Genomic DNA, 23009 nt, shown 5'->3' with positions numbered 1-23009 from the left:
TTAGGACCGCAAAGTGCTGCGGCCCCCTAGTTCAGACATCAGTTTAGAAGTCCAGATGTTCGACGCTGAGTGCGTTTTGCTGGATGAACTCGCGGCGGGGTTCCACGACGTCACCCATCAGTTTGGTAAAGATATCGTCAGCCTCGGCCAAATCTTCGACTTTTACTTGCAACAACGTGCGTGCCTCGGGGTCCAAAGTGGTTTCCCACAGCTGTTCGGGGTTCATTTCGCCCAAGCCTTTATAGCGTTGCAGCGACAGGCCTTTTTCACCCTCGGCCAGAATCGCCTTTAGCAGGTCAATGGGGCCGTTGATGGTGGTGTTGCGGTCTTTGCGGACCAAGTTGCCATCGTTGCCTGCGTAAACATCGCGGTGCGGGGCGGACACTTGGGACAGGCGGCGCGCCTCACCCGAGCGCAAAACAGCACCATCCAGCGTGCGGATTTCCTCAACCCCGCGCAGCACGCGGGCAAGGCGGATACCGTGATCTTGGGTGATGCGGCCAGTCCAGCCGCGCTCATATTCGGTGGCAACGGCGTCGAGACGTTGGGCGACTTTGTCAGCCACGGCTTGAAGGTCGGAATCGGCCTTGCCCGCATCAAACGCGCCGGCAAGGGCGGCTTGTTCCAAAATGTTACGCGGGTAATGCGTTGGAAAGGCATCCAAAATCCGGCGGAACTGACGTGCGCCTTCAATCACGCGAACAAGGTCGCTGCCTGCGATTTCTTCACCCGAGGACATGCGGAGGATCGCACCGTCGATGCCCTGCTCGATCAGATAATCTTCAAGCCCGGCTTGGTCTTTCAGATAGACCTCGGATTTTCCACGCGCCACTTTGTACAGCGGCGGTTGCGCGATATACAGGTGCCCTGCCTCAATCAACTGCGGCATTTGCCGGAAGAAGAAGGTCAGCAGAAGGGTACGGATGTGTGCGCCGTCGACGTCAGCGTCTGTCATGATGATGATTTTATGGTAGCGCAGTTTTTTCAGATTGAATTCGTCGCGGCCAATGCCGGTGCCCATCGCGGTGATCAGCGTGCCGATTTCCTGAGACCCCAGCATCCGGTCAAAGCGCGCACGCTCAACGTTCAGGATTTTACCTTTCAGCGGCAAAACGGCTTGGTTCTGGCGGCTACGGCCTTGTTTAGCAGAGCCACCAGCCGAATCCCCCTCGACGAGGAACAGTTCGGCCTTGGAGGCGTCTTTTTCCTGACAATCGGCGAGTTTTCCGGGCAGGTTAGAAATATCCAACGGTGATTTGCGGCGGGTCAGATCGCGGGCTTTACGGGCGGCTTCACGGGCCAAAGCGGCCTCAACAATCTTGCCGACGATGATTTTTGCGTTGCTTGGGTTTTCCTCAAACCATTCGGCCAGCTTTTCGTTCACCATGCCTTCTACGGCGGCGCGGACCTCACTGGAAACCAGCTTATCTTTGGTTTGGCTGGAAAATTTCGGATCGGGCACTTTGACCGACAACACGCAGGTCAGACCTTCGCGGGCGTCATCGCCGGTGAAATCAATCTTTTCCCGTTTAGCAATGCCGCTGGATTGCGCGTAGTTGTTGATGGTGCGGGTCAGCGCGCCGCGCAGGCCAGCAAGGTGGGTGCCGCCATCGCGCTGAGGGATGTTGTTGGTAAAGGGCAGCACGTTTTCAAAGTAGCTGTCGTTCCACCACATCGCAATTTCCACCACGATACCGCCCTTTTCACCAATGATATAAATCGGCTCAGGCATGATCGAGGTTTTAGAGCGGTCGAGGTATTTGACATATTCGCGCACGCCGCCTTCATAAAACAGCTCGGTTTTCAACGTCTCTGCAGGGCGTTCATCAATCACGATGATACGCGCGCCAGAGTTGAGGAAGGCCAGTTCGCGCAGACGGTTTTCCAGCGTTTTAAAGCTGTAGTCGAGGTTGGAAAATGTACCATCTGGGCGATTGGTTTTGGCCGAGGCCATAAAGCGCACCTCGGTGCCCTTTTCGCCGGGGGCGGGGCCAACCTCACGCACATGCTCAACACAATCGCCGTTTTCAAAGCGGGCAAAGTATTCTTTGTCATTGCGCCAAACGCGCAGTTCCAGCCAATCGGACAGCGCGTTCACAACCGAAACACCCACGCCGTGCAGACCGCCGGAAACCTTGTAGGCGTTGCCATCCTCATCCGTGTTGTTGAATTTGCCGCCAGCGTGCAGCTGGGTCATAATAACCTCGGCCGCGGACACGCCTTCTTCCTTGTGGATATCAACCGGAATGCCGCGCCCGTTATCGCGCACCGAAACCGAGCTATCGGCGTGGATTTTGACCGTGACGGCGGTAGCGTGGCCGGCCAGTGCCTCATCAATACCGTTGTCGACCACCTCATACACCATGTGGTGCAGACCCGAGCCATCATCGGTATCGCCGATATACATGCCTGGGCGTTTGCGAACAGCCTCTAAGCCTTTGAGAACTTTGATAGAATCTGCGCCATACTCGGCCGGCTTTTTAGCTTCTTCGGTCATGCGGACTTTCCTTGAACTCTGGCCCAATTTATAGGCCTTTCGGACCGGATTGTCACGCCCAAGACACAAGATTTAGCGGTTTATGGCAGGGTTAGGCTGCCATCATCGTGCAGGGGCCAAAACGGGTTCATCGCCACCTCCCAGGCATGGCCATCCGGGTCGGACCAATAGCCGGAATAGCCGCCCCAAAACACCTTTTCAGGCGCTTTTACTTTGGCCCCACCTGCGGCAAGAGCTGCGGCAAAGGCTGTATCAACCTCGGCCTCGGTTGCAAAGTTCTGGGCCAGCGTTATGGCACCTGTGCCGAGCTTGGCATCAGGGCGGCCTTGGTCTTTGGCCAGTTCATCCAGTGGAAACAGACCCAAAACTGCACCATGCATTTGAAAGAAAGCAACGCCCTCTTGGCTTTGGCAATGTTCCTGCCAACCCAGGCGCGCATAAAACGCACGGGATGCTGCCAGATCGGCCACGCCGAGGGTAATCAGGGTCACGCGTTGTGGGGTCATAGCTGAATCTCCTCGGTCTGGGATTGGTTGGCGGATTCGGTTACTTGGAAACATTGAGCGCGGGGGCCTAGGCTGTCAAACAACGCGGCCTCAGTACCGGTCATTATGGCCTGCGCGCCCAAAGCGCAGATTTCATCGTATAATGCAGCGCGGCGCTGGGTATCTAGATGGGCGGCCACCTCATCCAGCAGTATAATCGGCGCAGCGCCGATATCTGCGGCCAATGCGCGGGCGTTGGCAAGGATAAGGCTGATCAGCAGGGCCTTTTGTTCGCCGGTTGAGCATTGATCAGCGGCAACACCTTTGTCGGCATAAACCCCCTGCAAATCGGCGCGATGCGGGCCGGTCAGTGTGCGGCCGGCTGCCATATCGCGGCGGCGGTTCTCGGCCAAGGCTTGGGCCAAATCTGCAATCGGCTCGGGGTTGGTGATGGTCAGCTCCGCGGTGGGAAAGCTGGTGTCGCAATCGTGCTGTGCGGTCCTAAGGCGCGCCAATGTATCGTTGCGGTTGCTGTCGATCTGGGTGGCTGTCTCGACCATCCGCACCTCAAGCGCACGGTACCAATGCGCATCATGAACCTGATCTTTCAGCAAACGGTTGCGGTCACGCATCGCCTTTTCATAGCCCAGCACGGCCTCGGCATGATCTGGAGCAAAGCTAAGCGTCATGCGATCCAAAAACCGACGACGGCCTTCCGCGGCCTCAATCCAAAGGCGGTCCATCGCGGGCACAAGCCAAAGAACGCGGGTGATGCGGGCAAGGCTGACTTGGGTTGCCAACTTACCATCGATACGCACATGGCGGGTCTGGCCAGCGTCGGCGCCGGTTTCCACCTCATGCGCTGCGTTTTTGCTGTTCAAATTGGCGGTAATCTTCCAACCAAGGCTTTCCGGCTTGCGCGACAGATCGTCAGCCCCCGCACGCCGCAAACCCCGGCCGGGCGACAGCAAAGACACGGCTTCAAGGATATTGGTCTTACCCGCGCCATTCGGACCGATCAGCGCAACAGGCCGCCCGTCAAACGACAGTCGCGCCAAGCGGTGGCTGCGAAAATGCGACAAGCCCAGATCGGTGATCGCAAAACCCGCCATTCCGGTCTTTCTTTTCGGTAAAAATATCCCACGGGGGGCCGGGGGTGTGAAACCCCCGGCGTTTGGTTCGGGTCCGGGAGTGTGACCCCCAGCGGTCGGGTTGTTCCTTACGCGCGTTAAACGCGCATCGGCATCACAACATAAATGGCGCTGGTATCATTGCCTTCGCGCATCAAGGTAGGATCGCCCGAGGAGTTGAACAAGAACACCGCGTTTTCACGATCAACCTGACTGGCAATTTCCAGCAGGTACTTTGCGTTAAAGCCGATTTCCAGACGTTCATCGCCGTAAGCCACAGCAAGCTCTTCCTCGGCGGCACCAGAATCGGGGGCGCTGACCGACAGCACCAAGCGGTCCTCATCGAGTGACAGCTTCACAGCGCGCGAGCGTTCTGACGACACAGTGGCCACACGGTCCACGGCCTTGGCAAACTCCGACGCGTCGACCTCTAGCCGCTTTGTGTTGCCCACAGGGATAACGCGGGTGTAATCGGGAAAGGTGCCGTCGATGACTTTGGAGGTCATCGAAATGGCGGGAGTCGCGAACCGGACTTTGGTTTCCGACACCGAGACTGAAATCATCGCCTCGTCATCATCCAACAGTTTGCGCAGCTCATTCACAGTTTTACGCGGCACGATCACGCCGGGCATACCGTTCGCGCCTTCGGGCAAGGGCGAGTCGATGCGGGCAAGGCGGTGGCCATCTGTGGCGACGCAGCGCAAAACGGGGCCGTTTTCGCCGGTTGCGACATGCATGTAAACGCCGTTCAGGTAGTAACGGGTTTCCTCGGTCGAGATGGCGAATTTCGCCTTATCGAACAGGCGGCGCAACTGCGGAGCAGGGGCCGAGAAAGTGCACGAGTATTCCGAGCTGGCCATAACCGGAAAATCTTCTTTCGGCAGGGTCGCAAGGTTAAAGTTAGACCGGCCAGCAGTCACTGTCAGACGGCCAGAGGCGGCATCTTCGGACAGGTTTACCAAGGCGCCATCGGGCAGTTTGCGCACGATTTCATGCAGCATAACGGCGGAAACGGTGGTGGCACCGGCGCGTTCAACCACGGCGGGGGCACTATCGACCACCTCAATGTCAAGGTCAGTGGCGCGGAAGGACACCTTGTCACCCTCGGCCTCGATCAACACGTTGGCGAGGATTGGAATCGTATTGCGCCGCTCTACCACGGATTGGGCTTGGCTAACGGCTTTCAAAAGCGTGCCGCGTTCAATGCTGATCTTCATGTTTCGTCCCTTTGCCCGTCTGGCCTTTGCCCGCCTTTTGCACTGGCGCGTCACTCTGCGTTTTCTACCGCAGGGAGGCCGAAGTTAGCGGGTTTTCGCCGTTCCACAAGGGATAAGCTGCCGTTAACCTCGGTTCAAGCTGCAAAACGATGCGATATTGTGACTCTGCTGCCCATTTAGCCTTGCAGCAGACGCTTTAGCATTTGCAAATCGTCTGAAAGCTGGCTGTCACCGGTCATCAGTTCTTCGATCTTGCGTACGCCATGCATGATGGTCGTGTGGTCGCGCCCACCGAAACGGCGGCCGATATCGGGCAGGCTGCGGCTGGTCAGTTGCTTGGACAGATACATCGCGATTTGTCGCGGACGTGCGATGGTACGCACGCGCTTGGGCCCGATCATATCCGACAGGCGAATGTTGTAATGCTCGGACACTTTGCGCTGAATTTCTTCAATCGTGACCTTGCGATCCGAGGCGCGCAGGATGTCGGCAAGGCAATCTTGGGTCAGGTCCAGCGTAATTTCGCGGCCAACAAGGCTGGCAAAGGCGAAAAGACGGGTCAACGCGCCTTCGAGAACACGGACGTTGGTGGAAATGCGATGGGCCAGAAATTCCAGCACGCCGGGCGCGATTTTCAGGTCGCGGTATTGAGTGTGATAAAACTCGACCTTTTGCTGAAGGATGCCAAGGCGAAGCTCGTAATCGGTTGGGTGCAGATCGACCACAAGGCCGCATTGCAGACGCGATTTAATACGCTCTTCAAGACCTTTGATTTCGCCGGGGGCGCAATCTGCCGATATAACGATTTGTTTGTTTTGATCGACCAGCGCGTTGAAGGTGTGGAAAAACTCTTCTTGGGTGCTGTCTTTGCCGGCGATGAATTGCACGTCATCGACCATAAGCACGTCAACGGAACGGAAGAGTTCCTTGAAATCCATGATCTGACGTTCACGCAGGGCCTGAACGAATCGATACATGAATTGTTCGGCTGACAGGTACAGCACGCGCAGTTCGGGCTGGCGGGTTTGCAATTCATGCGCAATCGCATGCATCAAGTGGGTTTTACCAAGACCAACGCCGCCATACAGGAAAAGCGGGTTAAAGGTGACAGGCCCACCTTCTGCCATGCGGCGTGCTGCGGCATGGGCCAGTTCGTTCGGTTTGCCCACGACAAAGCTGTCAAAGGTAAAGCGGCTGTCGAGCGGCGCACCGGGGACGTCTTTGTCCTCGATAGGTTTTTTGCGGGGTGCAGCAGTTGTTGCTGCGGGTTGGGGCGCCGCATTGCGTTCTGTCGCAAATTCAACGCGCTCTACCTCTTTGCCTGCGCGGTTCATATGGTTCAGAATATGCTCAGCGAAATTGCGCTTTACCCAATCACCAAAGAAACTTGTCGGAACCGCAAAGCTGGCAACGCCATTCGTCAGGCCCGAAAGCTTCAGGGGTTCGATCCATGTAACATAGTTGTCTTTGCCTACCCGCTTGCGCAGGTCTTCGCGAATTTCTACCCAGCCTTCGTTCGTCATACCACTACCTAGCTCATCGTCCCCACCCCACTCCTGCAACAGGATTAAGGCCTTTATGCGATGCACTGTGTCATGGAGCGAGGGTGCCAAAGGCACCGCAAGCGGTAGGACAAAAAACACGCAACCGGTACAGCGAGCCTGTATCGGTTGTTGCCAAATGATGAGAGCTGCAGGTGTGCAACTGCCAGTATCAGGCGAACCCGTTCAATAGAAATAGGCACCGCAAGCGCGGGGCAAAGTTACCTAACCCATGTAGAACGCGGTCACGTTTTGTCCCCCAGGACGAAGTGAATCGCTTGGGTAAGTTAGCAACCCGTCTGTGGGCAGAGCAACCGATCTTCGCTGTTGACAGAGTTTTGGTTGAATCGAATCTGAGGGGCTGTGTAATTTGGCCACGACTCGCGGTTTTTGCGAGGTGGTGAATGCAAAAAAGGCGCATGTAACATGCGCCTTTTTGTCAATTTTTATTGGGTTTTTAACAAGATATTTCGAAAAATACCTGCCCTTTGGCATTATGCCGCAGGGGTTGCCAAACCTTTTACGCGCGACGACAAGCGCGAGATTTTGCGCGAAACGGTGTTCTTGTGCAGAACGCCTTTGGTGACGCCACGTGCCAGTTCTGGCTGTGCTGCGCGCAGTGCTTCAATGGCGACAGCTTGGTCACCCGAAGCAATGGCTTCTTCAACTTTGCGCAAGAATGTGCGGATGCGCGAACGACGTGCTTTGTTTACATCGTGACGGGCATCTGCCTGACGAGCGCGTTTTTTGGATTGGGACGTATTAGCCATGGGACAGAATTCCTATTCGTCTGGATCGTTTATATTTCGCTATACGCAATAGACCCAAGACTTCCGCCCATATCAGCGAAAATGATTCTTGCCTTAAGCGGGCCCACGCGCATTTCAACGCGCCGTATATGCCAAAATGCCGCGTATGGAAAGGGTAAAACGGCTCAGGCGATTTGCAATCAATCTGAATTGGAGTGATTGCAAATCAATTTATGCGCAGGCGTGGCTGTGTTATGCCTTAGCGGTCGCGGAACTGCGGTGTGCGCTTTTCAAGAAAGGCGGCCATGCCTTCTTTTTGGTCCTCGGTCGCGAACAGCGAGTGGAATAGGCGGCGTTCAAACAGCAGGCCTTCGCGCAGCGTGGTTTCATAGCTGCGGTTCACGGCCTCTTTTGCGGCCATCGCGGTAATCTGCGATTTTTCAGCGATTTTGGTCGCGGCTTTTTTCGCCTCTTCCATTAATGATTTAACGGGCACAACGCGCGATACAAGGCCGCAGCGCTCGGCCTCGGCTGCGTCCATGTTGCGGCCGGTCAGGTGCATATCCATCGATTTAGACTTGCCAACGAAACGTGTCAGGCGCTGGCTGCCACCAAAACCGGCGATGACGCCGAGGTTAATTTCGGGCTGGCCGAATTTGGCAGTGTCCGAGGCGATGATGAAATCACACGCCATCGCCAGTTCACACCCGCCGCCCAATGCATAGCCGGATACCGCAGCTATGATGGGTTTGCGAATCTCTTGCATGGTGTCGCTGATGCCGCCGAACAGGTTGGCGCTATAGGCATCGACAAAGCTGAGCCCTGCCATTTCCTTAATATCGGCACCGGCGGCAAAGGCCTTTTCCGAACCGGTGATTATGATGCAGCGCACCTTATCATTGGCATCGGCCGCTTGCAGCACTGTTGCCAGCTCGGTCAGCATTTTCGCGTTCAACGCGTTCAACGCGTCGGGCCGGTTAAGGCGGATTTGGGCGATATAATCCTCGATCTCGACGATCAGTGTTTCATAGGCCATCTAGCACGTCCTTTTGGCTTTATCCTTGAGGCTGATCTCTAACAGGGCTGGGGGCAGGTTCAAGTCATCTCTGGCATTTGGGGCAGAAGAAGGTGGAACGGCCGGATTGTACGATGCGTTCGATTGTGGATGTGCAGCCTTTGGTTGTGCATTGCTCATTTTCACGTCCGTATGTGCGGAACTTGTGCTGGAAATAACCCAGCTCGCCATCGGCTTGGCGGTAGTCGCGCAAGGAAGAGCCGCCAGCCTCTATCGCCTCTGTCAGCACATCGCGGATAATGGGGACGAGGCCAGCGATGGATTTGGCGGGCAGTTCGTTTGCGGGGCGGGCAGGGTGCAAGCCTGCGCGGTAAAGTACCTCACACACGTAGATATTTCCCAAACCGGCGATGACATGCTGATCCAAAAGCGCGGTTTTGATCGGGGTTTTGCGGCTGCTTAGCGCCTTGGCCAAATAGGTTTCGTTGAACGCATTGCCAAAGGGTTCCGGCCCGATTTTTGCCAGCAAGGGGTGGGCATCGCCAAGCGCGGTTTCCAACAGATCCATCGCACCAAAGCGGCGGGCATCGTTAAAGGTGATCCGCGCGCCGTTACCCATGTTCAGGACAACATGGTCATGCTTGGCGGGCGCGGGGTGATCGTAGTGAAAATCACCCTGCATCGCACCCGAAATCAGAATACGACCCGACATCCCAAGATGAATCAGCAGTGATTCCCCAGTCGAAAGATCGGCAAGGATGTATTTACTGCGCCGCCGCAGGCCTGTGACCTGCACCCCCGTTAGGCGTTCGGCCATGCGCGGCGGAAAGGGCCAGCGCAGATCGGGGCGGTTTACCGCTGCATGCGTGATGGTCTGGCCTGTCATTACAGGCTCTAACCCACGGCGGACGGTTTCAACTTCGGGCAGTTCGGGCATGATACGCGGCCTTTCGGACAGATGGGCGCATTGCAGCGCCGTGCCATCACCCTATAAAGAGGGCAGAGAGACCAATCGCAAGGGTGCAAGGGCTGGCCATGACCGATAGCAACGATAAAACCACGCATTTCGGCTTTCAAACCGTTGACGAAGGCGCCAAGGCCGGAATGGTGCATGGCGTGTTCACAAAAGTGGCCAGCAAATACGATGTGATGAATGACGCGATGTCATTCGGTATCCACCGGATTTGGAAAGACGCCATGATGGATTGGCTGGCGCCGCGCCCAGGGCAAAAGCTGTTGGATGTGGCGGGCGGCACGGGCGATGTGTCATTCCGGTTTCTAAAACGCGCGCCGGGGGCGAGTGCGGTTGTGTGTGACATGACCGAAAGCATGTTGGTTGCAGGCCGTCAGCGGGCCGAGGCCGAGAGCATGGCCGAGGATTTGAACTGGGTGGTTGGCGATGCGATGGCGCTGCCGTTCGCCAGCAACAGCTTTGACGTTTACACGATTTCTTTTGGTATTCGGAACGTGACGCGCATTGCTGATGCTCTGCGTGAGGCGTACCGTGTGCTGCGCCCCGGCGGGCGGCTGATGGTACTGGAATTCAGCCAATTGCCGAATGAGGCGATGCAAAAGGCTTATGATCTGTATTCGTTCAATGTGATCCCTGTGATGGGGCAGGTGATTGCGAATGACCGTGATAGCTATCAATATCTTGTTGAAAGTATTCGTAAGTTTCCAGATCAGGAAACCTTTGCGGGTATGATCCGCGAGGCCGGTTTTGACCAAGTAAAATACCGCAACCTGACGATGGGTGTGGCCGCACTCCATTCGGGGTGGAAGCTGTAGATGCGCGGCCCGCATAACATTATCCGCTTGGTGCGCACGCTGGCCACCTTTGAACGGACGGGCGCGATTGGCGTGGTGCTCGAGGCGTTTGAAGCCCCGCCACGGCTGCGGTTTGTGGCGCGGATTTTGGGCTGGCCGTTTAAATGGCTGGGCCTGAAGGGCGACCCGACTTTGCCGCCTGCGACACGGGCGCTTACCGCGCTGGGGCCGGCCTATATTAAGTTTGGCCAAATCCTGAGCACCCGTCCCGATGTGGTGGGGGATGAGCTGGCGTTGCAGCTGAAATACCTGCAAGACAAGCTGCCGCCCTTTCCGGTATCAGTCGCAAAAGCGATGATTGAGGCGGAACTGGCAGAGCCGGTGGATCAAATTTTCTCGACGTTTTCCGACCCGGTTGCTGCGGCATCCATCGCGCAGGTGCATCGCGCAACGCTGGCCGAAACAGGCCAAGAGGTGGCGGTAAAGGTGCTGCGGCCAGGCATTGAACGGGCGTTTCGCAAAGATATCGACGCGTTTTACTTTGCCGCAGGTGTGATTGAGTTTTTGTCGCCCGCATCACGGCGTCTGCGGCCGCTTGATGTGGTGACGCATTTTGACGGCGTTGTTCAGGGCGAGCTGGATTTGCGGCTTGAATCGGCGGCGGCGGGCGAGTTTGTGGTGAATACCGCTAAGGACGAAGGCTTTCAGGTGCCCAAGCCGATTTGGAACCTGTCAGGGCGCACAGTTCTGACGATGGATTGGGCCGAGGGCATCAACATGGCCGACAATGCCGCGATTGATGCGGCAGGGATTGACCGCAAGGTTTTGGCGTCACGCGTGTTGCAGTTATTTTTGCAACATGCTCTGCGCGACGGATATTTTCATGCCGATATGCACCAAGGCAACCTAAAGGTGGCGGCGAATGGCGATATTATCGCCTATGATTTCGGAATTATGGGGCGGTTGGATGAATACACCCGCCGCGTTTATGCCGAGATTCTTTTTGGGTTTATCCGTCGTGATTATCGCCGCGTTGCCGAGGTGCATTTTGAGGCTGGCTATGTGCCTGCTGATCGCGACATTGATGAGTTCGCACGCGCGTTGCGGGTTGTGGGTGAGCCAATTTTCGGGATGGATGCAACGCGGATTTCGATGGCGCGGCTGTTGGCCTATCTGTTTGAGGTGACCGAACGCTTTGGCATGGAAACTCGTACCGAGTTGATTTTGCTGCAACGTACGATGGTTGTGGTCGAAGGCGTTGCACGCAGTTTGAATCCGCAGACCAATATTTGGAACGATGCGCAGCCGATCGTCGAAGGGTATATCAAAGACAATGTGGGGCCAAAGGCTTTGCTGCGGGATTTGCAAAAAACGGCAATGGTGCTGGCGCGATTCGGACCAAAGCTGCCGCGTTTGGTCGAGGCGCAGTTGGTGCGCCAATCACGACCAGAAATGCCTGCTCCGGAAAGCCGTGGACTGCATCCGGCAGCGTGGATGGTGCTTGGGGCCGCGCTTGCGTTAGCCGGTGTTTTACTCGGCCAAGCTTTGTAGCGCCGCCAGTTCCAGTTGTAGCGCTTGTGCATAGTCCGGCGCATCGTGCTCTGCCTTCCAAAGGCAGTGCGCGGCCATACGCCAATGGTATATCATCGCAAGTCGGTCATAACGTGCAAGGTTTTTTGCGGGCGTGGCATCCCGAAACGACTTTGTTTCTTGGGCCGTTAAGGGGGCACCACGATAAAGCCATTGCATCGCGGGTGACAAGAAAGTTGCAATATCTTCGGCAGGATCCCCGATTGCCGGGCACTGCCAGTCAATTAGGGTTGTGCGCCCTTGATCTAGGATAAAGTTGCCCGGAACGGCGTCGCCATGGATGAGGCAAACTGGGCCAGGTGCAAGGTCAGGATCAAGTGGCGCAGGCGGCAAGCGTGCGGCACAGAGGGCGGCAATGGCCTTGGCCTGCGCTAACAGTTGGGCGCTTCCGCTTGGCGCGGCCCGAAATATGCCTTGCGGAACAGGAATTTGATGCAGCCGTGCCAAGGTGTGGGCGGGGTATTCTGGGCCAAACTGCCATGCCGCACCATGGCAATAATGATAAACCAACCATCCCGACCCAAGCGCTACCAGTTTTGGGGCCGCATCAAACGGGGCTAAATAGGTTAAAGCATTGGCCTCGGCTTGCGGGTCATTGGGGAAAAGCGGGCTTGCGCCACCGTGCTGGTACTGCTTGATCACCATATCATTTGCGCGCCACAAAAGGTTAACGCGTCCGCCCTCAAGCTTATGCCAAGGTCCATCCAGCGATGGGACTGCCTGAATGACGGCATCGCGCAAATTGGGGGTGGGGCTGTGCAAGTTCATACATCAGCAGGTTACCCCGCCTGTATGGGCCTGAGCAAGTGGCCACGTTAATTGGCATTGCGCAAGGCCGTGATTTGATCGGCTGCCAGTGAAACTCCGCCGGTCAGAATCAGGCGCGGCCCGCTTGTACTGGATTGCACCTCTTGAATTTTTGCATAACTTTCAACGGTTTCATTGGCGATTTGCACGCCGTCGCTATAGCTTTCCAAGTTTAGGCTATAGATGCCCGTGGGCAGGTTTGCGCCAGTAATGCTTTGGCCTGTCCACGTGAACTCTGCGGATTGTAGGGGAACGGCCTCGCGGGCAACGGTTGTGCCGCTTTGATCCTTGACCACCAAAACCGCGCTATCCGCGCCGGTTTCGGGGCTGAGAGGCAAAGACACGGGCGTGCCATCCATGTAAACGGGCGCTGTGCTGCGCGCCTCTTGGCCAACCCATGGGGCCAGTTGTGTCATGCCTTGAACCCCCATAAGCCCCACCAATGTATCCAGCTTTTGGTTGGTTAGGGTCTGCTGCTCAACGCTAGAGAAAGTGGCGAGCTGAACTGCATAATCGGAAGAATCAATTGGGTTTAGCGGGTCTTGGTTCTGCAATTGCGTGGTCAACATTTTTAAAAATGTATTAAAATCGGAAGAAATTGTAGCGCTTGGACTGGATTGCGTGACCGAAGTGCTCTGCGTTGTGGCGGATGTGATTTCCATTCTATCTCTTTCTAAGTTGCGCGCGCCGTCTAAACCCGAAGGTTAAGGCCGCCAAGTTTGGGCTGACTTGCCTGAGGTTTTGGGGTGGCAGGGGAAGGCTGTGCATCATCAGCAGGCAAGTCGTAATTTGGGTTTGAACTGTGTTGGTTTTGGTGGTCCGTCTGGCGGCCGTTCCAGCCACTAAAGCTGAAAGATGCGTTGCTATAGCCTGCTTGGCGCAGGTCCGCCGAAAACGCATCGGTGTTCCGGCGAATCAAGTCCAGCGTTTCGGGGCGGTCCGTGTGGACGACGATCCGAATTTTATCACCTTCCGGAACCATCACGAGCCGGATTTTCCCTAGGTCTTCGGGGGTCAGAGTTAACTCGATTGTGGAGGGTTTTCCCGCGGTTGAATGTGCTTTTATTTGCTCTGCAATGGCGGAAACAGGTACGGCATTCGGCTGCACATTAAATGCTTGCGTAGTTGAGCTTGTGGTTGTTGTAGAGAATCCGGTTGAAGCAAAAACGCTTCCATACAGAGATTTTTTCTCGGAATATTGAGCCGGATCAGAGGGGTCACCAATCGGCGCAATTGCCATATCTGGGCTTTTAGTGCGGGCGATGCTTGTGCTGTTCACGGCAGTTTCAGGGCCGCGTTTATCTGGTCCATCTTGAACGACAGGCGGCGCGGTTTGAATAGCGCCAGTCTGTTGGGGGGGGGGCTGCAAGAGTGTGCGCACCTGTACGCCAAGGCCTTGCGCGAGCGGGACCGCAGAGTCTTGCGGCTCGGCCCGTGACGGTGTGAGGCTCACGTCAGTACCGTATCTGGCGAGCTGTGGCTTGAGAATCTCCGACTCTCTTGTCGGTGCAGATTGGGCAATCTGGGGCGCAATTTGGTTTATGTTTTGTTGGGCCTTCTCGAGGGATGATGGCAAGCTTGTTATCCGAGAAACGGTACCTTGCGTAAGCAGAGCTTGGTCTATGGCTGTAGCCTTTGTGTTTGTTACCGCATCAAATTCAGCGGGAACGTTTACGGGGGGCAGTTCACCACCAAGGCCAGTTTTCGGGCTGGCCAATGCCGCAGCAGGCCCAGCGTTTATTGGGCTATTGTCGCCTAGTCTTTGTAGTTTGGTCGTTTGTTGTGCCTTTGACTCGCCATTGTCACTTTGCGCCAGTTCCGAGGTTTGGAAGGCGTGTCGTTTGGCGAATGTTGATGACAAAGTGCTTGCTGGGGCCGATGTCGAATTGTCTGTGGACGAGGCATGAGGTTGGCTGGTTGTCGGTGACATTTGTTCCGAAGTTTTCGCGGCTGATCGTGATCCAGCTTCACTGTAAGACTGGCCTAGCATTACGTTTTCTAAGGTTTGTTCATCAAGAGTATCGGTCTGCTGAACACCGTTTCTGAAGGCTTTGGAAGGCTCTGCCATCGCCAACCCAGGGCCATGTGGCGGTGCCGTCGGTGGCTGGGCCGTGGCGATTCCGTCTTTAGGGGAATGGATTAAAGACTGCGCAGGCGTTTCGGCGCCAAGGCGAGCGGATATAGCGTTCAGCATCGCGTCGTCAATCTGAACGGCTGATTCGTCTGCGAGGTTGGTAAGGTCTGGGTCCGCGATCTGCGGATTTGCAGGACTTAAACCGTTAGCTGGCAGGTCAAAATTTAGCCTCCCCTCTGCCATAGGTAGCGGCTCAGCCCCCGATTGCTCGGTCTGCTTATTTGCCGTGCGAATCATGCCGTCCGCTGGGGCAAACGAAGGCTCTACCGATTGTGGATAGGTCGCATGCAGGGTGGAAAGCGGATCACGGGACTGCTTTTTTACGGTTTCCTGCCCCAAATAGGCCAAAAAAGCGCCGTCGCCATCCATGAGGCCACCAGTTCTGGCAGGGCCGCTCGTTTGCGATTTCGGCGCTGCAAGGACGGAAAAATCTGTCTTGGTCATAGGGTCATCGGCTTCTGCCGCCTCCACTTTGGTATTCCCTCACTATCCACGCAACTGGTTACTGGTTGTTTACCGAGATCCCCCACAATGCAGAAAATGCGTTTTATTCAGGAGAAGGTAATGACACCATCGATTCAAATGTCCGTAATAAGGGCTGCGCAATCCCCGCAACCAAACCCGTTACATGAAAAAGCGGCCGAGCTGGAGACAGCTTTTTTAGCCGAAATGCTGGGCTATGCCGGGCTGGGCGCGCCAATAGAAAGCTTTGGCGGTGGGATTGGCGAAGAGCAGTTTTCATCGTTTCTGCGCCAAGAGCAGGCGAAAGCGATGGTAGAGGCGGGTGGCATTGGCCTAACCGAAGTGTTGTTTCGGGCAATGTCTAATGGCGTGGTTAAGGGGGGTTATATCAATGAGTAATGGTGCTTTGGAACGGTTGGAAAAACTGGTCGGTGATACAGCGAAAGCCCTGAGACGTGGCGAACTGGCCGCTATTGGCGCGCTTGCCATGCAAACAAATGCCGCTTTGGAGGATCTGGACGGGGAAACGGAAGGCGCAAGGATAGAGGCTTTGCGGGATATGGCGAAGAAAAATGCACTCGCCTTAGAGGCGGCTGGGCGTGGCGTCCGGGCTGCACGCCGCCGGCTGGCAGAAATTGTGGCGGCACGTTCGGGCGTTCAAACCTATGACAATGCGGGCAAAACGCATAGAATTGGTGGACCTGTTGGTGGGATGAAAACCCGTTTGTAAGGAATTTTCGAAAGCTTTGGATAAAATTCAACCTATTGCTTTCGAACAATAATTGCGAGTTTAGGACTCCGTTAGCAGTTTCAAGCGATGAATGGTCTTGCATCCCAAATGGGGTGGCGCCTTGGGGATAAGACCCCTGGGTAATGGCAAAATGCCCCTCTCGCCATCTGTGGATGGCTTATCTGCCGTGCGCAAAGCGCCGGCCCTTTGAAGGGACCAAACATGTCTTCGATTCTTACTAACAACAGCGCAATGGTGGCCTTGCAGACGCTGAAAGGCATCAACAAGAATATGAACCAGATCCAAAATGAGATCTCGACCGGACAATCTGTTTCAAACGCCAAAGATAACGCTGCCGTTTGGGCGATTTCGAAAGTGATGGAAAGCGATGTAAAAGGGTTTTCGGGTATTTCCGATAGCTTGTCGCTTGGCTCGTCTACTATTTCGGTTGCACGCCAAGCGGCTGAAACAACGACCGACCTTTTGACCGAGATCAAGGGTAAGATTGTAGCCGCTCAAGAGGGCAACGTTGATCGTGAAAAGATTCAGGCCGATATTACCGCGTTGACCGAGCAGATCAAATCGGTGACCGGCGCTGCCCAGTTCAACGGTTTGAATATGGTCAGCGGCACCGATGATGTCAGTATTCTGTCTTCGTTGGACCGTTCCAGTGATGGTAGCGTCTCTGCCTCGCAGATCAGCGTTAGCCGGATGGACCTGACGACGAGTGCAGGTAAAACTGGTACTGTGGGGGCATCCACGATCAACTATGGTTCGATTGCTCCCCCGTCAGCGACGCCGACACCGGCGATCACAGGTACGACGACGGCAGCTGCTGGTAAATCTGCCGTCATTACTGTTGCGGCTGCAACGGCAACCGGTAACAACTACTCGTTGAATATTAACGGTACATCGATCAACTACACGACTGATGGTATCGTTACCAACACAGCGATGGCCGACAACTTTGCTGGCCAGATCAACGCCTTAGGGCTTGCAGGTATTACCGCATCTGCGACAACTGGCACGCTTACCATTTCCAATTCCAATGCTTTTGAAGGCATGGACGTGACGACTGGTGGCACGCAGCTGACCAACACCAACCGAAACGGCTTTGCCTATAACGCGACGACCAACAGCAAAGTAGAGCAGCGCGCCGAAACCATTGACTTTTCTGCGACGGCGGTACCGGTTAATGGAACTAGCTTTAAAGTTGCGATTGCGGGCAAAGACTACGCCTATACCGCCGGCAAGGGCGAAACCATGGAGGATGTGGCGCGTGGCCTAAAGACGGCCATTGATTCTGAGGCAAGTGCGGGCATTTCCACAAAAGTGCAGCAAAACTCGACTACGGGTGCTTGGTCGTTGGCAGTTGATGATACTACTGGCGGTCGCGCCATGAGCCTAACTGTGACAACGGGTGGTGAAGCCTCGGGCGGTTTGTATGGCCTTGATGCTATTGATGTTACGACCACTGATGGTGCAAAAGCAGCGCTTTCAAACATCGAAACCATGATCAGCACCTCGATTGATGCAGCGGCCTCGTTTGGTTCGGCGCAAAACCGGATTGATATCCAATCTGACTTTGTCAGCAGCCTGTCGGATTCTTTGAAGTCTGGTATTGGTTCGATGGTAGACGCCGATATGGAAGAAACCTCGGCGCGGTTGCAGGCTTTGCAGGTGCAACAACAGTTGGGTGTTCAGGCTTTGTCGATTGCGAACCAGTCGCCACAGTCGATCTTGTCACTGTTCCGGTAATAACAGTTCCGATCGGGGCGCGTATGCGTTCGCGCCCCAATCGTTTCACTGATTTCCCACATTCCCGGAAGGACCCACCGCCATGAATATGATGAATACCCTTGCACGCGATGCCTATGCGCGTCCTGATGCCCCAGCCCGAAATGCGCGCGCGGTTGAATATGAATTGTTTGTGCGTATGACCCGCGGCTTGTCGACTGCTTGGGCGCAACGCAAACAAAACCATTCGGCGCTCGTCTCTGCTTTGTATGAAAACGGAAAAATGTGGCGAACGCTGGCCGTTGATGTTGCTGATATTGGGAATGAGCTTCCCTCGCCTTTGCGGGCCCAGCTTTTCTATCTTTATGAGTTTACGACGGAACACAGCCGCAAGGTTTTAGATGGAACGGCAAACGCGGAAGTTTTGGTCGAAATCAACACGGCTGTTATGCGCGGCCTGCGTGGCGGCGGGGCAAGCGTATGACAGGGCTTGTCCTTAAGCTTGGGCCGCATGAGCGTGTGCTTATTAACGGTGCTGTCATTGAAAATGGCGATCGTCGGTCAAAATTGGCGATTATGACGCCAAACGCGAATATTCTGCGGCTGCGCGATGCGATCCACCCCGAGGAAGTGACGACGCCTGTGCGCAGGGTGTGCTATATCGCACAACTGGTGCTGTCTGGCGATGCCGAGCCAGAGCAGGCAAGGTTGCAGTTGTTACGGGGTATAGAGCAGTTAAGCCAGATTTTGACCGACCATGACAGTCGTCTACAGCTTAACCAAGCAACGGCGAGTGTTTTGGAAAACAACCATTATCAGGTCCTAAAGGCGTTGCGCAGCTTATTGCCCCGAGAGGAGCGGTTGTTCGCCGCCTGCCCATCATGAGCTTTACGCCCATTGTGCCGTTCAGTGGCTATTCTGGGTGGGCATTCCTGAAAAGGACTATGCCTGCCCAGGAAGAAACCTTTCAAAAATCAGCGGAATTGGTGCGGGATGAGGATTATTTCCGCGCCAATATTGGGACAATCAATACTGCGGAAGAGTTGGTTTCGGACCGGCGGCTTTTGACGGTGGCCCTTGGTGCCTATGGTTTGGACGACGATATCGACAATCGGTTCTTTATCAAGAAGGTTCTGGAAGAGGGCGCGTTAGACAGTACGTCGCTGGCGAACAAGCTGTCGGACAAACAATACCTCGCGTTTTCAAAGGCTTTTGGGTTTGGGGATTACACAGTTCCGCGAAACAAGCTTTCTGATTTTGCAGATAAAACATTAGAGGCCTATCGCACGCGGCAATTTGAAACGGCTGTTGGTGTTCAAGACGAAAATCTGCGCCTTGGCTTGAACGCAGAACGTGAGCTGACATCCTTATCAGCGCGAAGCATTAGCAATGATGCAAAATGGTATACGGTTATGGGAAGTGAGCCGCTGCGCACTGTTTTTGAGGGCGCCTTGGGGCTGCCGAGTAGTTTTTCCTCGCTCGATATTGATGTGCAACTGTCAACCTTCAAGGAAAAGGCCAGCAAAGTCTTTGGCAGCGATGAGGTCTCGCAGTTCAGCGACCCTGATAAGATAGAATCTCTTGTCCGCAAATTTTTATTGCGGACAGAGGCATTGGCAAGCTTTTCGGCGACGTCTTCAGCCTCCATCGCACTTACACTGCTGCAAAACGCTGGCTGAAATCCGTTTGGGGAACTTTATTTCCCCAACGCTAGGCAGGCCTCCAAGCGCTTAAAGCTATTTGCAATACCGGCTGCGCCATCCTCGGCGAGAAAACCGTCGAGGGCGGGCCAAACCTTGATGGCTGCATCAACAAGTGGGTCGGATCCGCTTGCATAGAGACCAGCTTGGATCATCATTTCAGCACGCTCATAGGCCCCTAGCAATCGGCGCGCCTCAGAAATCAGTGCATTTTCGGCCTCGGTCGCTGCGTCGGGTAGGCTGCGAGACACCGAACGCAGAAGATTGATCGCTGGAAACCTGCCGCGTTCGGCGATGGCGCGATCCATCACAACATGGCCGTCAAGCACACCACGCAGAATGTCAGCGACAGGTTCGTCCATGTCAGACCCCGCGACAAGCACGGTGAAAACCGCTGTAATATCGCCGTTACCCTCAGCGCCCGGCCCCGCACGCTCGGCCAATGACATGATGGTGTGCGAGGTGGAGGGAGGAAAGCCACGCAAATTGCCCTGCTCACCCGCAGCAAGCGCAACCTCGCGGTGTGCCTCGGCAAAGCGCGTGATGCTGTCGGCCAAAAGAAGAACGTGCAGGCCTTGATCTCGAAAGTGTTCGGCCACGGCCATGGCCGTCCACATGCAGCGACGGCGCACGAGTGGCGATTGGTCAGAGGTTGCCGTAACCACGACTGCCCGCGCCATGCCCTGCGGGCCCAGAACGCGCTCGGTAAATTCGCGCAGTTCCCGGCCACGTTCGCCAACAAGGGCGATAACGACAACATCAGCGTTGACGCCCCGTGCGAACTTTCCCAGTAAAGACGACTTGCCTACGCCAGAGCCGGCAAAGAGGCCGATTCTTTGGCCGCGGACCAACGGCAGAAGCGTGTTGAATGCGGCTGTCCCTGTTTCTAGCCGTTCACCAAGGGCGCGCCGTTCGGCGGGTGGGGGCGGCGCCGCGCGGAGCGTCCTTGCGTGCGGCCCCGGCAACAGAGGTCGCCCATCAATTGCCCTGCCCAGGGGATCAATGATTCGTCCAATCCAGCTATTGTCAGGCGAAATTTCAGCGCGACCGGCTATTTCAACGATGTCATTGATAGCCAAACCTTCGCTGGAGCCATCCGGTAAAACTGTAATCCCTTCTTTTGAGAGCCTTAGTACTTCGCCCCCGATTGTCGCCGTCTCGCCATGGATCGTGACACGATCTCCAAGGCTAATGCATTGAGAAAGGCCCGAAACACGGAGGGTTCCGTCTGTCAGTGCGGCGATGCGGCCAATATGTTTTGTCATTGGGATCTGTGAAATCCGGGCACGAAGGCTATCAAAAATTTCGGACATTTGGGTTCCTCTTCTGTTCACGCTTACCCTTTCTAAAGGAATCACCCTTAAGCCTTAGTGAACTGTCCTCGAGGGAGAAGCCCCGATGTTCGAAAAGCTAGAGATAATCAGAATGGCGCAAGCTTTAGCGACCCATGCCGGAACCCGTATGGGAACCATTGCCCAAAATGTGGCGCATGCAGACAACCCCGATTATAAAACGCGGGATCTGCCGGACTTTGCAAAAACATATGCAGATCAATATAGTGAAGGACTGCGGGCTACGCGGCCCCGCCATTTTGGCGCAGGTAGCGCTGCGCCTCTAGAGGCCGTGATCCAGCGTGGCGGCGATTCGCCGAATGGCAACTCGGTCTCGCTCGAGGCGGAAATGGTTAAGGCCGCCGAAGTGCGCCAACAGCATGATATGGCACTCGCAATTTATACCAGCTCATCTGACATGGTAAAATTGGCGCTTGGTCGGGGGCGGTAAATCATGGCTGACCTTATCAAAAGCCTTGCAGTAGCGGCCTCTGGAATGGAGGCGCAAGCACAGCGCTTGCAACATGTATCCGAGAATATCGCGAACGCTGATACTCCTGGGTATCACCGTAAAACCATCAGCTTTCGTGATGCGGTTGATGGTGACGGTGTGACGCCCGGTCCGGTGCGGCTTGACCGCAGCGAATTGACACAAATCTATGATCCCGGCCACCCGCTGGCAGATGAATCCGGTCACTATGACGGCTCGAATGTCGATTTGGTGATCGAAATTGCTGACGCGCGCGAAGCGCAGCGCAGCTACGAGGCGAACCTCAGACTATTTGATCAGGCACGTCAAATGACGCAGAGCCTGTTTGAAATTTTGCGCAGATAAAGGAGATCCAGAATGGATATTAGAACGTCTATTGCCGCCCAAACCTATGCGCAGGCCCGTCAGGCTGCGGCTCCAGAGCCACAGTCTGACGATGCTGCGGCGGGGTTTTCAAAACTCGCTGAAAGTTTTGCCAATACTTTGATGACGGGCGAAGCTACGGCCAAAGCGGCGATGGTGGGCGATGCCGACCCGCACGCATTGGTTCAGGCACTTTCCGCCACAGAAACCGCGATTGAGACGGTGGTCACCGTACGCGACAAGGTTGTCGAAGCCTATCAAGAAATACTGAGGATGCCAGTATGAGCGAGAGCCTCATCTTTGACACTCTGCGGCAGGCACTTTGGATTGCAGTGATGATTTCTGCACCATTGCTTGCAGTGGCCTTGATCGCAGGGGTGACTGTGGGCCTCTTTCAGGCCCTCACCTCGGTACAGGAAATGACTTTGACATTCGTTCCCAAGGTTGGGGCGATGCTGATCGTTTTCTGGGTCTCGATGAGCTATATGACATCAACACTCCTTAGCTTTTTTACGGATCGTATCATTCCGTTGATCGCAGGGGGGCAGTGATGGACGGTGGCATTTATACAGCCCTGACACGTCAATCCGGCCTTATGCGCGAAATGCAAGTTGTCGCACATAATATTGCAAATATATCGACCACAGGGTTTCGGCGCGAGGGCGTTATATTCTCGGAATATGTTCAGCGTGTTGAGGATGGGCCATCGCTTTCTATGGCAACAGGGAACACGCGGCACATGGATTTGCGCCAAGCGGGTTTGTCTGAAACAGGTGGTACGTTTGATTTCGCGATTCAGGGCGAGGGGTTTTTCCTCGTGGAAACGCCGCAAGGCCAATCGCTGACCCGTGCTGGAAGCTTTACGCCAAACGCAGAAGGCGAGCTTGTTAACTTGGATGGCAACCGTTTGCTAGATGCGGGGGGCGCCCCGATTTTCATTCCGCCAGACGTTAGTGGAATCGCGCTTTCAACTGACGGAACGCTGTCGGGGAATGGGCAGCCAATCGCTCAATTGGGCCTTTGGCAACCGGAGGATCCCCTTAAAATGACTCACGCTGGCGGGACTGTTTTCAACAGTGACGCAGTGGTGCCGACAGAGGGTGCGACAATACTCCAAGGGTATCTCGAGGAAAGCAACGTTAACCCAATTTCAGAAATCGCGCGGATGATTGAAGTGCAGCGCGCCTATGAGATGGGGCAGGGCTTTCTTGAAAAAGAGGATGAGCGCATGCGTGGCCTTATCCAAACGCTTGGCCGATAGGAG

Annotated in this window: 25 protein-coding genes; 13 read left to right on the top strand and 12 right to left on the bottom strand. The window is 55.4% G+C overall.

Annotated elements, in window-relative coordinates:
* Nucleotides 1-43: 43 nt before the first annotated feature.
* The 8 genes from gyrB to mutM all read right to left on the bottom strand — a co-directional run bounded on the left by gyrB (nucleotide 44) and on the right by mutM (nucleotide 9571).
* Entirely contained in the window at nucleotides 44-2497 is a 2454-nt protein-coding gene (gene gyrB / locus ACEN2J_RS00270) for a DNA topoisomerase (ATP-hydrolyzing) subunit B (RefSeq protein ID WP_442102315.1), read from the bottom strand.
* Nucleotides 2498-2577: 80 nt separating this feature from the next.
* Nucleotides 2578-3003, bottom strand: coding sequence for a VOC family protein (locus ACEN2J_RS00265; protein WP_442102314.1), 426 nt, complete (start codon nucleotides 3001-3003; stop codon nucleotides 2578-2580).
* On the bottom strand, nucleotides 3000-4094 hold the full coding sequence (recF, locus tag ACEN2J_RS00260; RefSeq protein ID WP_442102312.1) for a DNA replication/repair protein RecF: 1095 nt from the start codon (nucleotides 4092-4094) through the stop codon (nucleotides 3000-3002). The genes ACEN2J_RS00265 and recF overlap by 4 nt, the downstream gene beginning before the upstream one ends.
* A gap of 116 nt (nucleotides 4095-4210) precedes the next feature.
* Entirely contained in the window at nucleotides 4211-5329 is a 1119-nt protein-coding gene (dnaN, locus tag ACEN2J_RS00255; RefSeq protein WP_442102310.1) for a DNA polymerase III subunit beta, read from the bottom strand.
* Between the two features lie 176 nt (nucleotides 5330-5505).
* Nucleotides 5506-6852, bottom strand: a complete 1347-nt coding sequence (gene dnaA / locus ACEN2J_RS00250) for a chromosomal replication initiator protein DnaA (RefSeq protein ID WP_442102308.1) — start codon at nucleotides 6850-6852, stop codon at nucleotides 5506-5508.
* A 512-nt stretch (nucleotides 6853-7364) separates the two neighbouring features.
* Nucleotides 7365-7640, bottom strand: a complete 276-nt coding sequence (rpsT, locus tag ACEN2J_RS00245) for a 30S ribosomal protein S20 (protein WP_442102306.1) — start codon at nucleotides 7638-7640, stop codon at nucleotides 7365-7367.
* Nucleotides 7641-7878: 238 nt separating this feature from the next.
* The gene (locus ACEN2J_RS00240; protein WP_442102304.1) at nucleotides 7879-8655 is read right to left on the bottom strand and encodes an enoyl-CoA hydratase; all 777 of its coding nucleotides are present in this window, start codon (nucleotides 8653-8655) and stop codon (nucleotides 7879-7881) included.
* Between the two features lie 64 nt (nucleotides 8656-8719).
* Nucleotides 8720-9571, bottom strand: coding sequence for a bifunctional DNA-formamidopyrimidine glycosylase/DNA-(apurinic or apyrimidinic site) lyase (gene mutM / locus ACEN2J_RS00235; protein WP_442102302.1), 852 nt, complete (start codon nucleotides 9569-9571; stop codon nucleotides 8720-8722).
* 98 nt (nucleotides 9572-9669) lie between these two features.
* Between mutM and ubiE the strand changes: the two genes are divergently transcribed.
* Nucleotides 9670-10422, top strand: a complete 753-nt coding sequence (gene ubiE, locus ACEN2J_RS00230; RefSeq protein ID WP_442102300.1) for a bifunctional demethylmenaquinone methyltransferase/2-methoxy-6-polyprenyl-1,4-benzoquinol methylase UbiE — start codon at nucleotides 9670-9672, stop codon at nucleotides 10420-10422.
* Complete coding sequence (gene ubiB / locus ACEN2J_RS00225; RefSeq protein ID WP_442102299.1) at nucleotides 10423-11952, top strand: 2-polyprenylphenol 6-hydroxylase; 1530 nt, start codon at nucleotides 10423-10425, stop codon at nucleotides 11950-11952. It abuts the gene before it with no gap.
* On the opposite strand, the gene ACEN2J_RS00220 is transcribed toward ubiB, so the two are convergent.
* From ACEN2J_RS00220 to ACEN2J_RS00210, 3 genes are read right to left on the bottom strand one after another with little or no spacing between them, the layout of a single operon-like run.
* Nucleotides 11932-12759, bottom strand: coding sequence for a phosphotransferase family protein (locus ACEN2J_RS00220; RefSeq protein WP_442102297.1), 828 nt, complete (start codon nucleotides 12757-12759; stop codon nucleotides 11932-11934). The genes ubiB and ACEN2J_RS00220 overlap by 21 nt on opposite strands.
* 47 nt (nucleotides 12760-12806) lie before the next feature.
* Nucleotides 12807-13460 carry a flagellar hook capping FlgD N-terminal domain-containing protein gene (locus ACEN2J_RS00215; protein ID WP_442102296.1) on the bottom strand — a complete coding sequence of 218 codons (654 nt, stop codon included), beginning with the start codon at nucleotides 13458-13460 and terminating at the stop codon, nucleotides 12807-12809.
* Between the two features lie 29 nt (nucleotides 13461-13489).
* Complete coding sequence (locus ACEN2J_RS00210) at nucleotides 13490-15376, bottom strand: flagellar hook-length control protein FliK (RefSeq protein WP_442102294.1); 1887 nt, start codon at nucleotides 15374-15376, stop codon at nucleotides 13490-13492.
* A gap of 120 nt (nucleotides 15377-15496) precedes the next feature.
* Between ACEN2J_RS00210 and ACEN2J_RS00205 the strand changes: the two genes are divergently transcribed.
* From ACEN2J_RS00205 to ACEN2J_RS00180, 6 genes are all read left to right on the top strand, one after another.
* The gene (locus tag ACEN2J_RS00205) at nucleotides 15497-15793 is read left to right on the top strand and encodes a rod-binding protein (RefSeq protein ID WP_442102293.1); all 297 of its coding nucleotides are present in this window, start codon (nucleotides 15497-15499) and stop codon (nucleotides 15791-15793) included.
* The gene (locus ACEN2J_RS00200) at nucleotides 15786-16124 is read left to right on the top strand and encodes a hypothetical protein (protein WP_442102291.1); all 339 of its coding nucleotides are present in this window, start codon (nucleotides 15786-15788) and stop codon (nucleotides 16122-16124) included. The genes ACEN2J_RS00205 and ACEN2J_RS00200 overlap by 8 nt, the downstream gene beginning before the upstream one ends.
* 222 nt (nucleotides 16125-16346) lie before the next feature.
* Nucleotides 16347-17882, top strand: coding sequence for a flagellin N-terminal helical domain-containing protein (locus ACEN2J_RS00195; protein WP_442102290.1), 1536 nt, complete (start codon nucleotides 16347-16349; stop codon nucleotides 17880-17882).
* An 82-nt stretch (nucleotides 17883-17964) separates the two neighbouring features.
* Nucleotides 17965-18345: a flagellar biosynthesis regulator FlaF gene (gene flaF / locus ACEN2J_RS00190; protein ID WP_442102289.1), complete on the top strand. Its 381-nt coding sequence runs from the start codon at nucleotides 17965-17967 to the stop codon at nucleotides 18343-18345.
* Nucleotides 18342-18746 (top strand): flagellar biosynthesis repressor FlbT, encoded by a 405-nt coding sequence (flbT, locus tag ACEN2J_RS00185; RefSeq protein WP_442102287.1) that lies wholly within the window; start codon nucleotides 18342-18344, stop codon nucleotides 18744-18746. Before flaF ends, flbT begins: the two co-directional genes overlap by 4 nt.
* Nucleotides 18747-18952: 206 nt before the next feature.
* Nucleotides 18953-19540 carry a DUF1217 domain-containing protein gene (locus ACEN2J_RS00180; RefSeq protein WP_442102286.1) on the top strand — a complete coding sequence of 196 codons (588 nt, stop codon included), beginning with the start codon at nucleotides 18953-18955 and terminating at the stop codon, nucleotides 19538-19540.
* Between the two features lie 17 nt (nucleotides 19541-19557).
* Here ACEN2J_RS00180 and ACEN2J_RS00175 read toward each other — a convergent pair whose 3' ends face one another.
* On the bottom strand, nucleotides 19558-20874 hold the full coding sequence (locus tag ACEN2J_RS00175; RefSeq protein ID WP_442102285.1) for a FliI/YscN family ATPase: 1317 nt from the start codon (nucleotides 20872-20874) through the stop codon (nucleotides 19558-19560).
* A gap of 85 nt (nucleotides 20875-20959) precedes the next feature.
* Between ACEN2J_RS00175 and ACEN2J_RS00170 the strand changes: the two genes are divergently transcribed.
* The 5 genes from ACEN2J_RS00170 to ACEN2J_RS00150 are packed head-to-tail and all read left to right on the top strand — an operon-like array spanning nucleotide 20960 to nucleotide 23006.
* Nucleotides 20960-21343: a FlgB family protein gene (locus ACEN2J_RS00170; RefSeq protein ID WP_442102283.1), complete on the top strand. Its 384-nt coding sequence runs from the start codon at nucleotides 20960-20962 to the stop codon at nucleotides 21341-21343.
* A 3-nt stretch (nucleotides 21344-21346) separates the two neighbouring features.
* Nucleotides 21347-21727 (top strand): flagellar basal body rod protein FlgC, encoded by a 381-nt coding sequence (gene flgC, locus ACEN2J_RS00165; protein WP_442102281.1) that lies wholly within the window; start codon nucleotides 21347-21349, stop codon nucleotides 21725-21727.
* 12 nt (nucleotides 21728-21739) lie between these two features.
* The gene (fliE, locus tag ACEN2J_RS00160) at nucleotides 21740-22030 is read left to right on the top strand and encodes a flagellar hook-basal body complex protein FliE (protein WP_442102280.1); all 291 of its coding nucleotides are present in this window, start codon (nucleotides 21740-21742) and stop codon (nucleotides 22028-22030) included.
* Entirely contained in the window at nucleotides 22027-22296 is a 270-nt protein-coding gene (locus ACEN2J_RS00155) for a flagellar biosynthetic protein FliQ (RefSeq protein WP_442102278.1), read from the top strand. Before fliE ends, ACEN2J_RS00155 begins: the two co-directional genes overlap by 4 nt.
* On the top strand, nucleotides 22296-23006 hold the full coding sequence (locus ACEN2J_RS00150; protein WP_442102276.1) for a flagellar hook-basal body complex protein: 711 nt from the start codon (nucleotides 22296-22298) through the stop codon (nucleotides 23004-23006). Before ACEN2J_RS00155 ends, ACEN2J_RS00150 begins: the two co-directional genes overlap by 1 nt.
* Nucleotides 23007-23009: the final 3 nt, after the last annotated feature.

The sequence above is a fragment of the Pseudorhodobacter sp. W20_MBD10_FR17 genome (genome assembly GCF_052119765.1).
Classification (GTDB): domain Bacteria; phylum Pseudomonadota; class Alphaproteobacteria; order Rhodobacterales; family Rhodobacteraceae; genus Pseudorhodobacter.
This window is presented reverse-complemented; position numbering and strand designations above follow the sequence as displayed.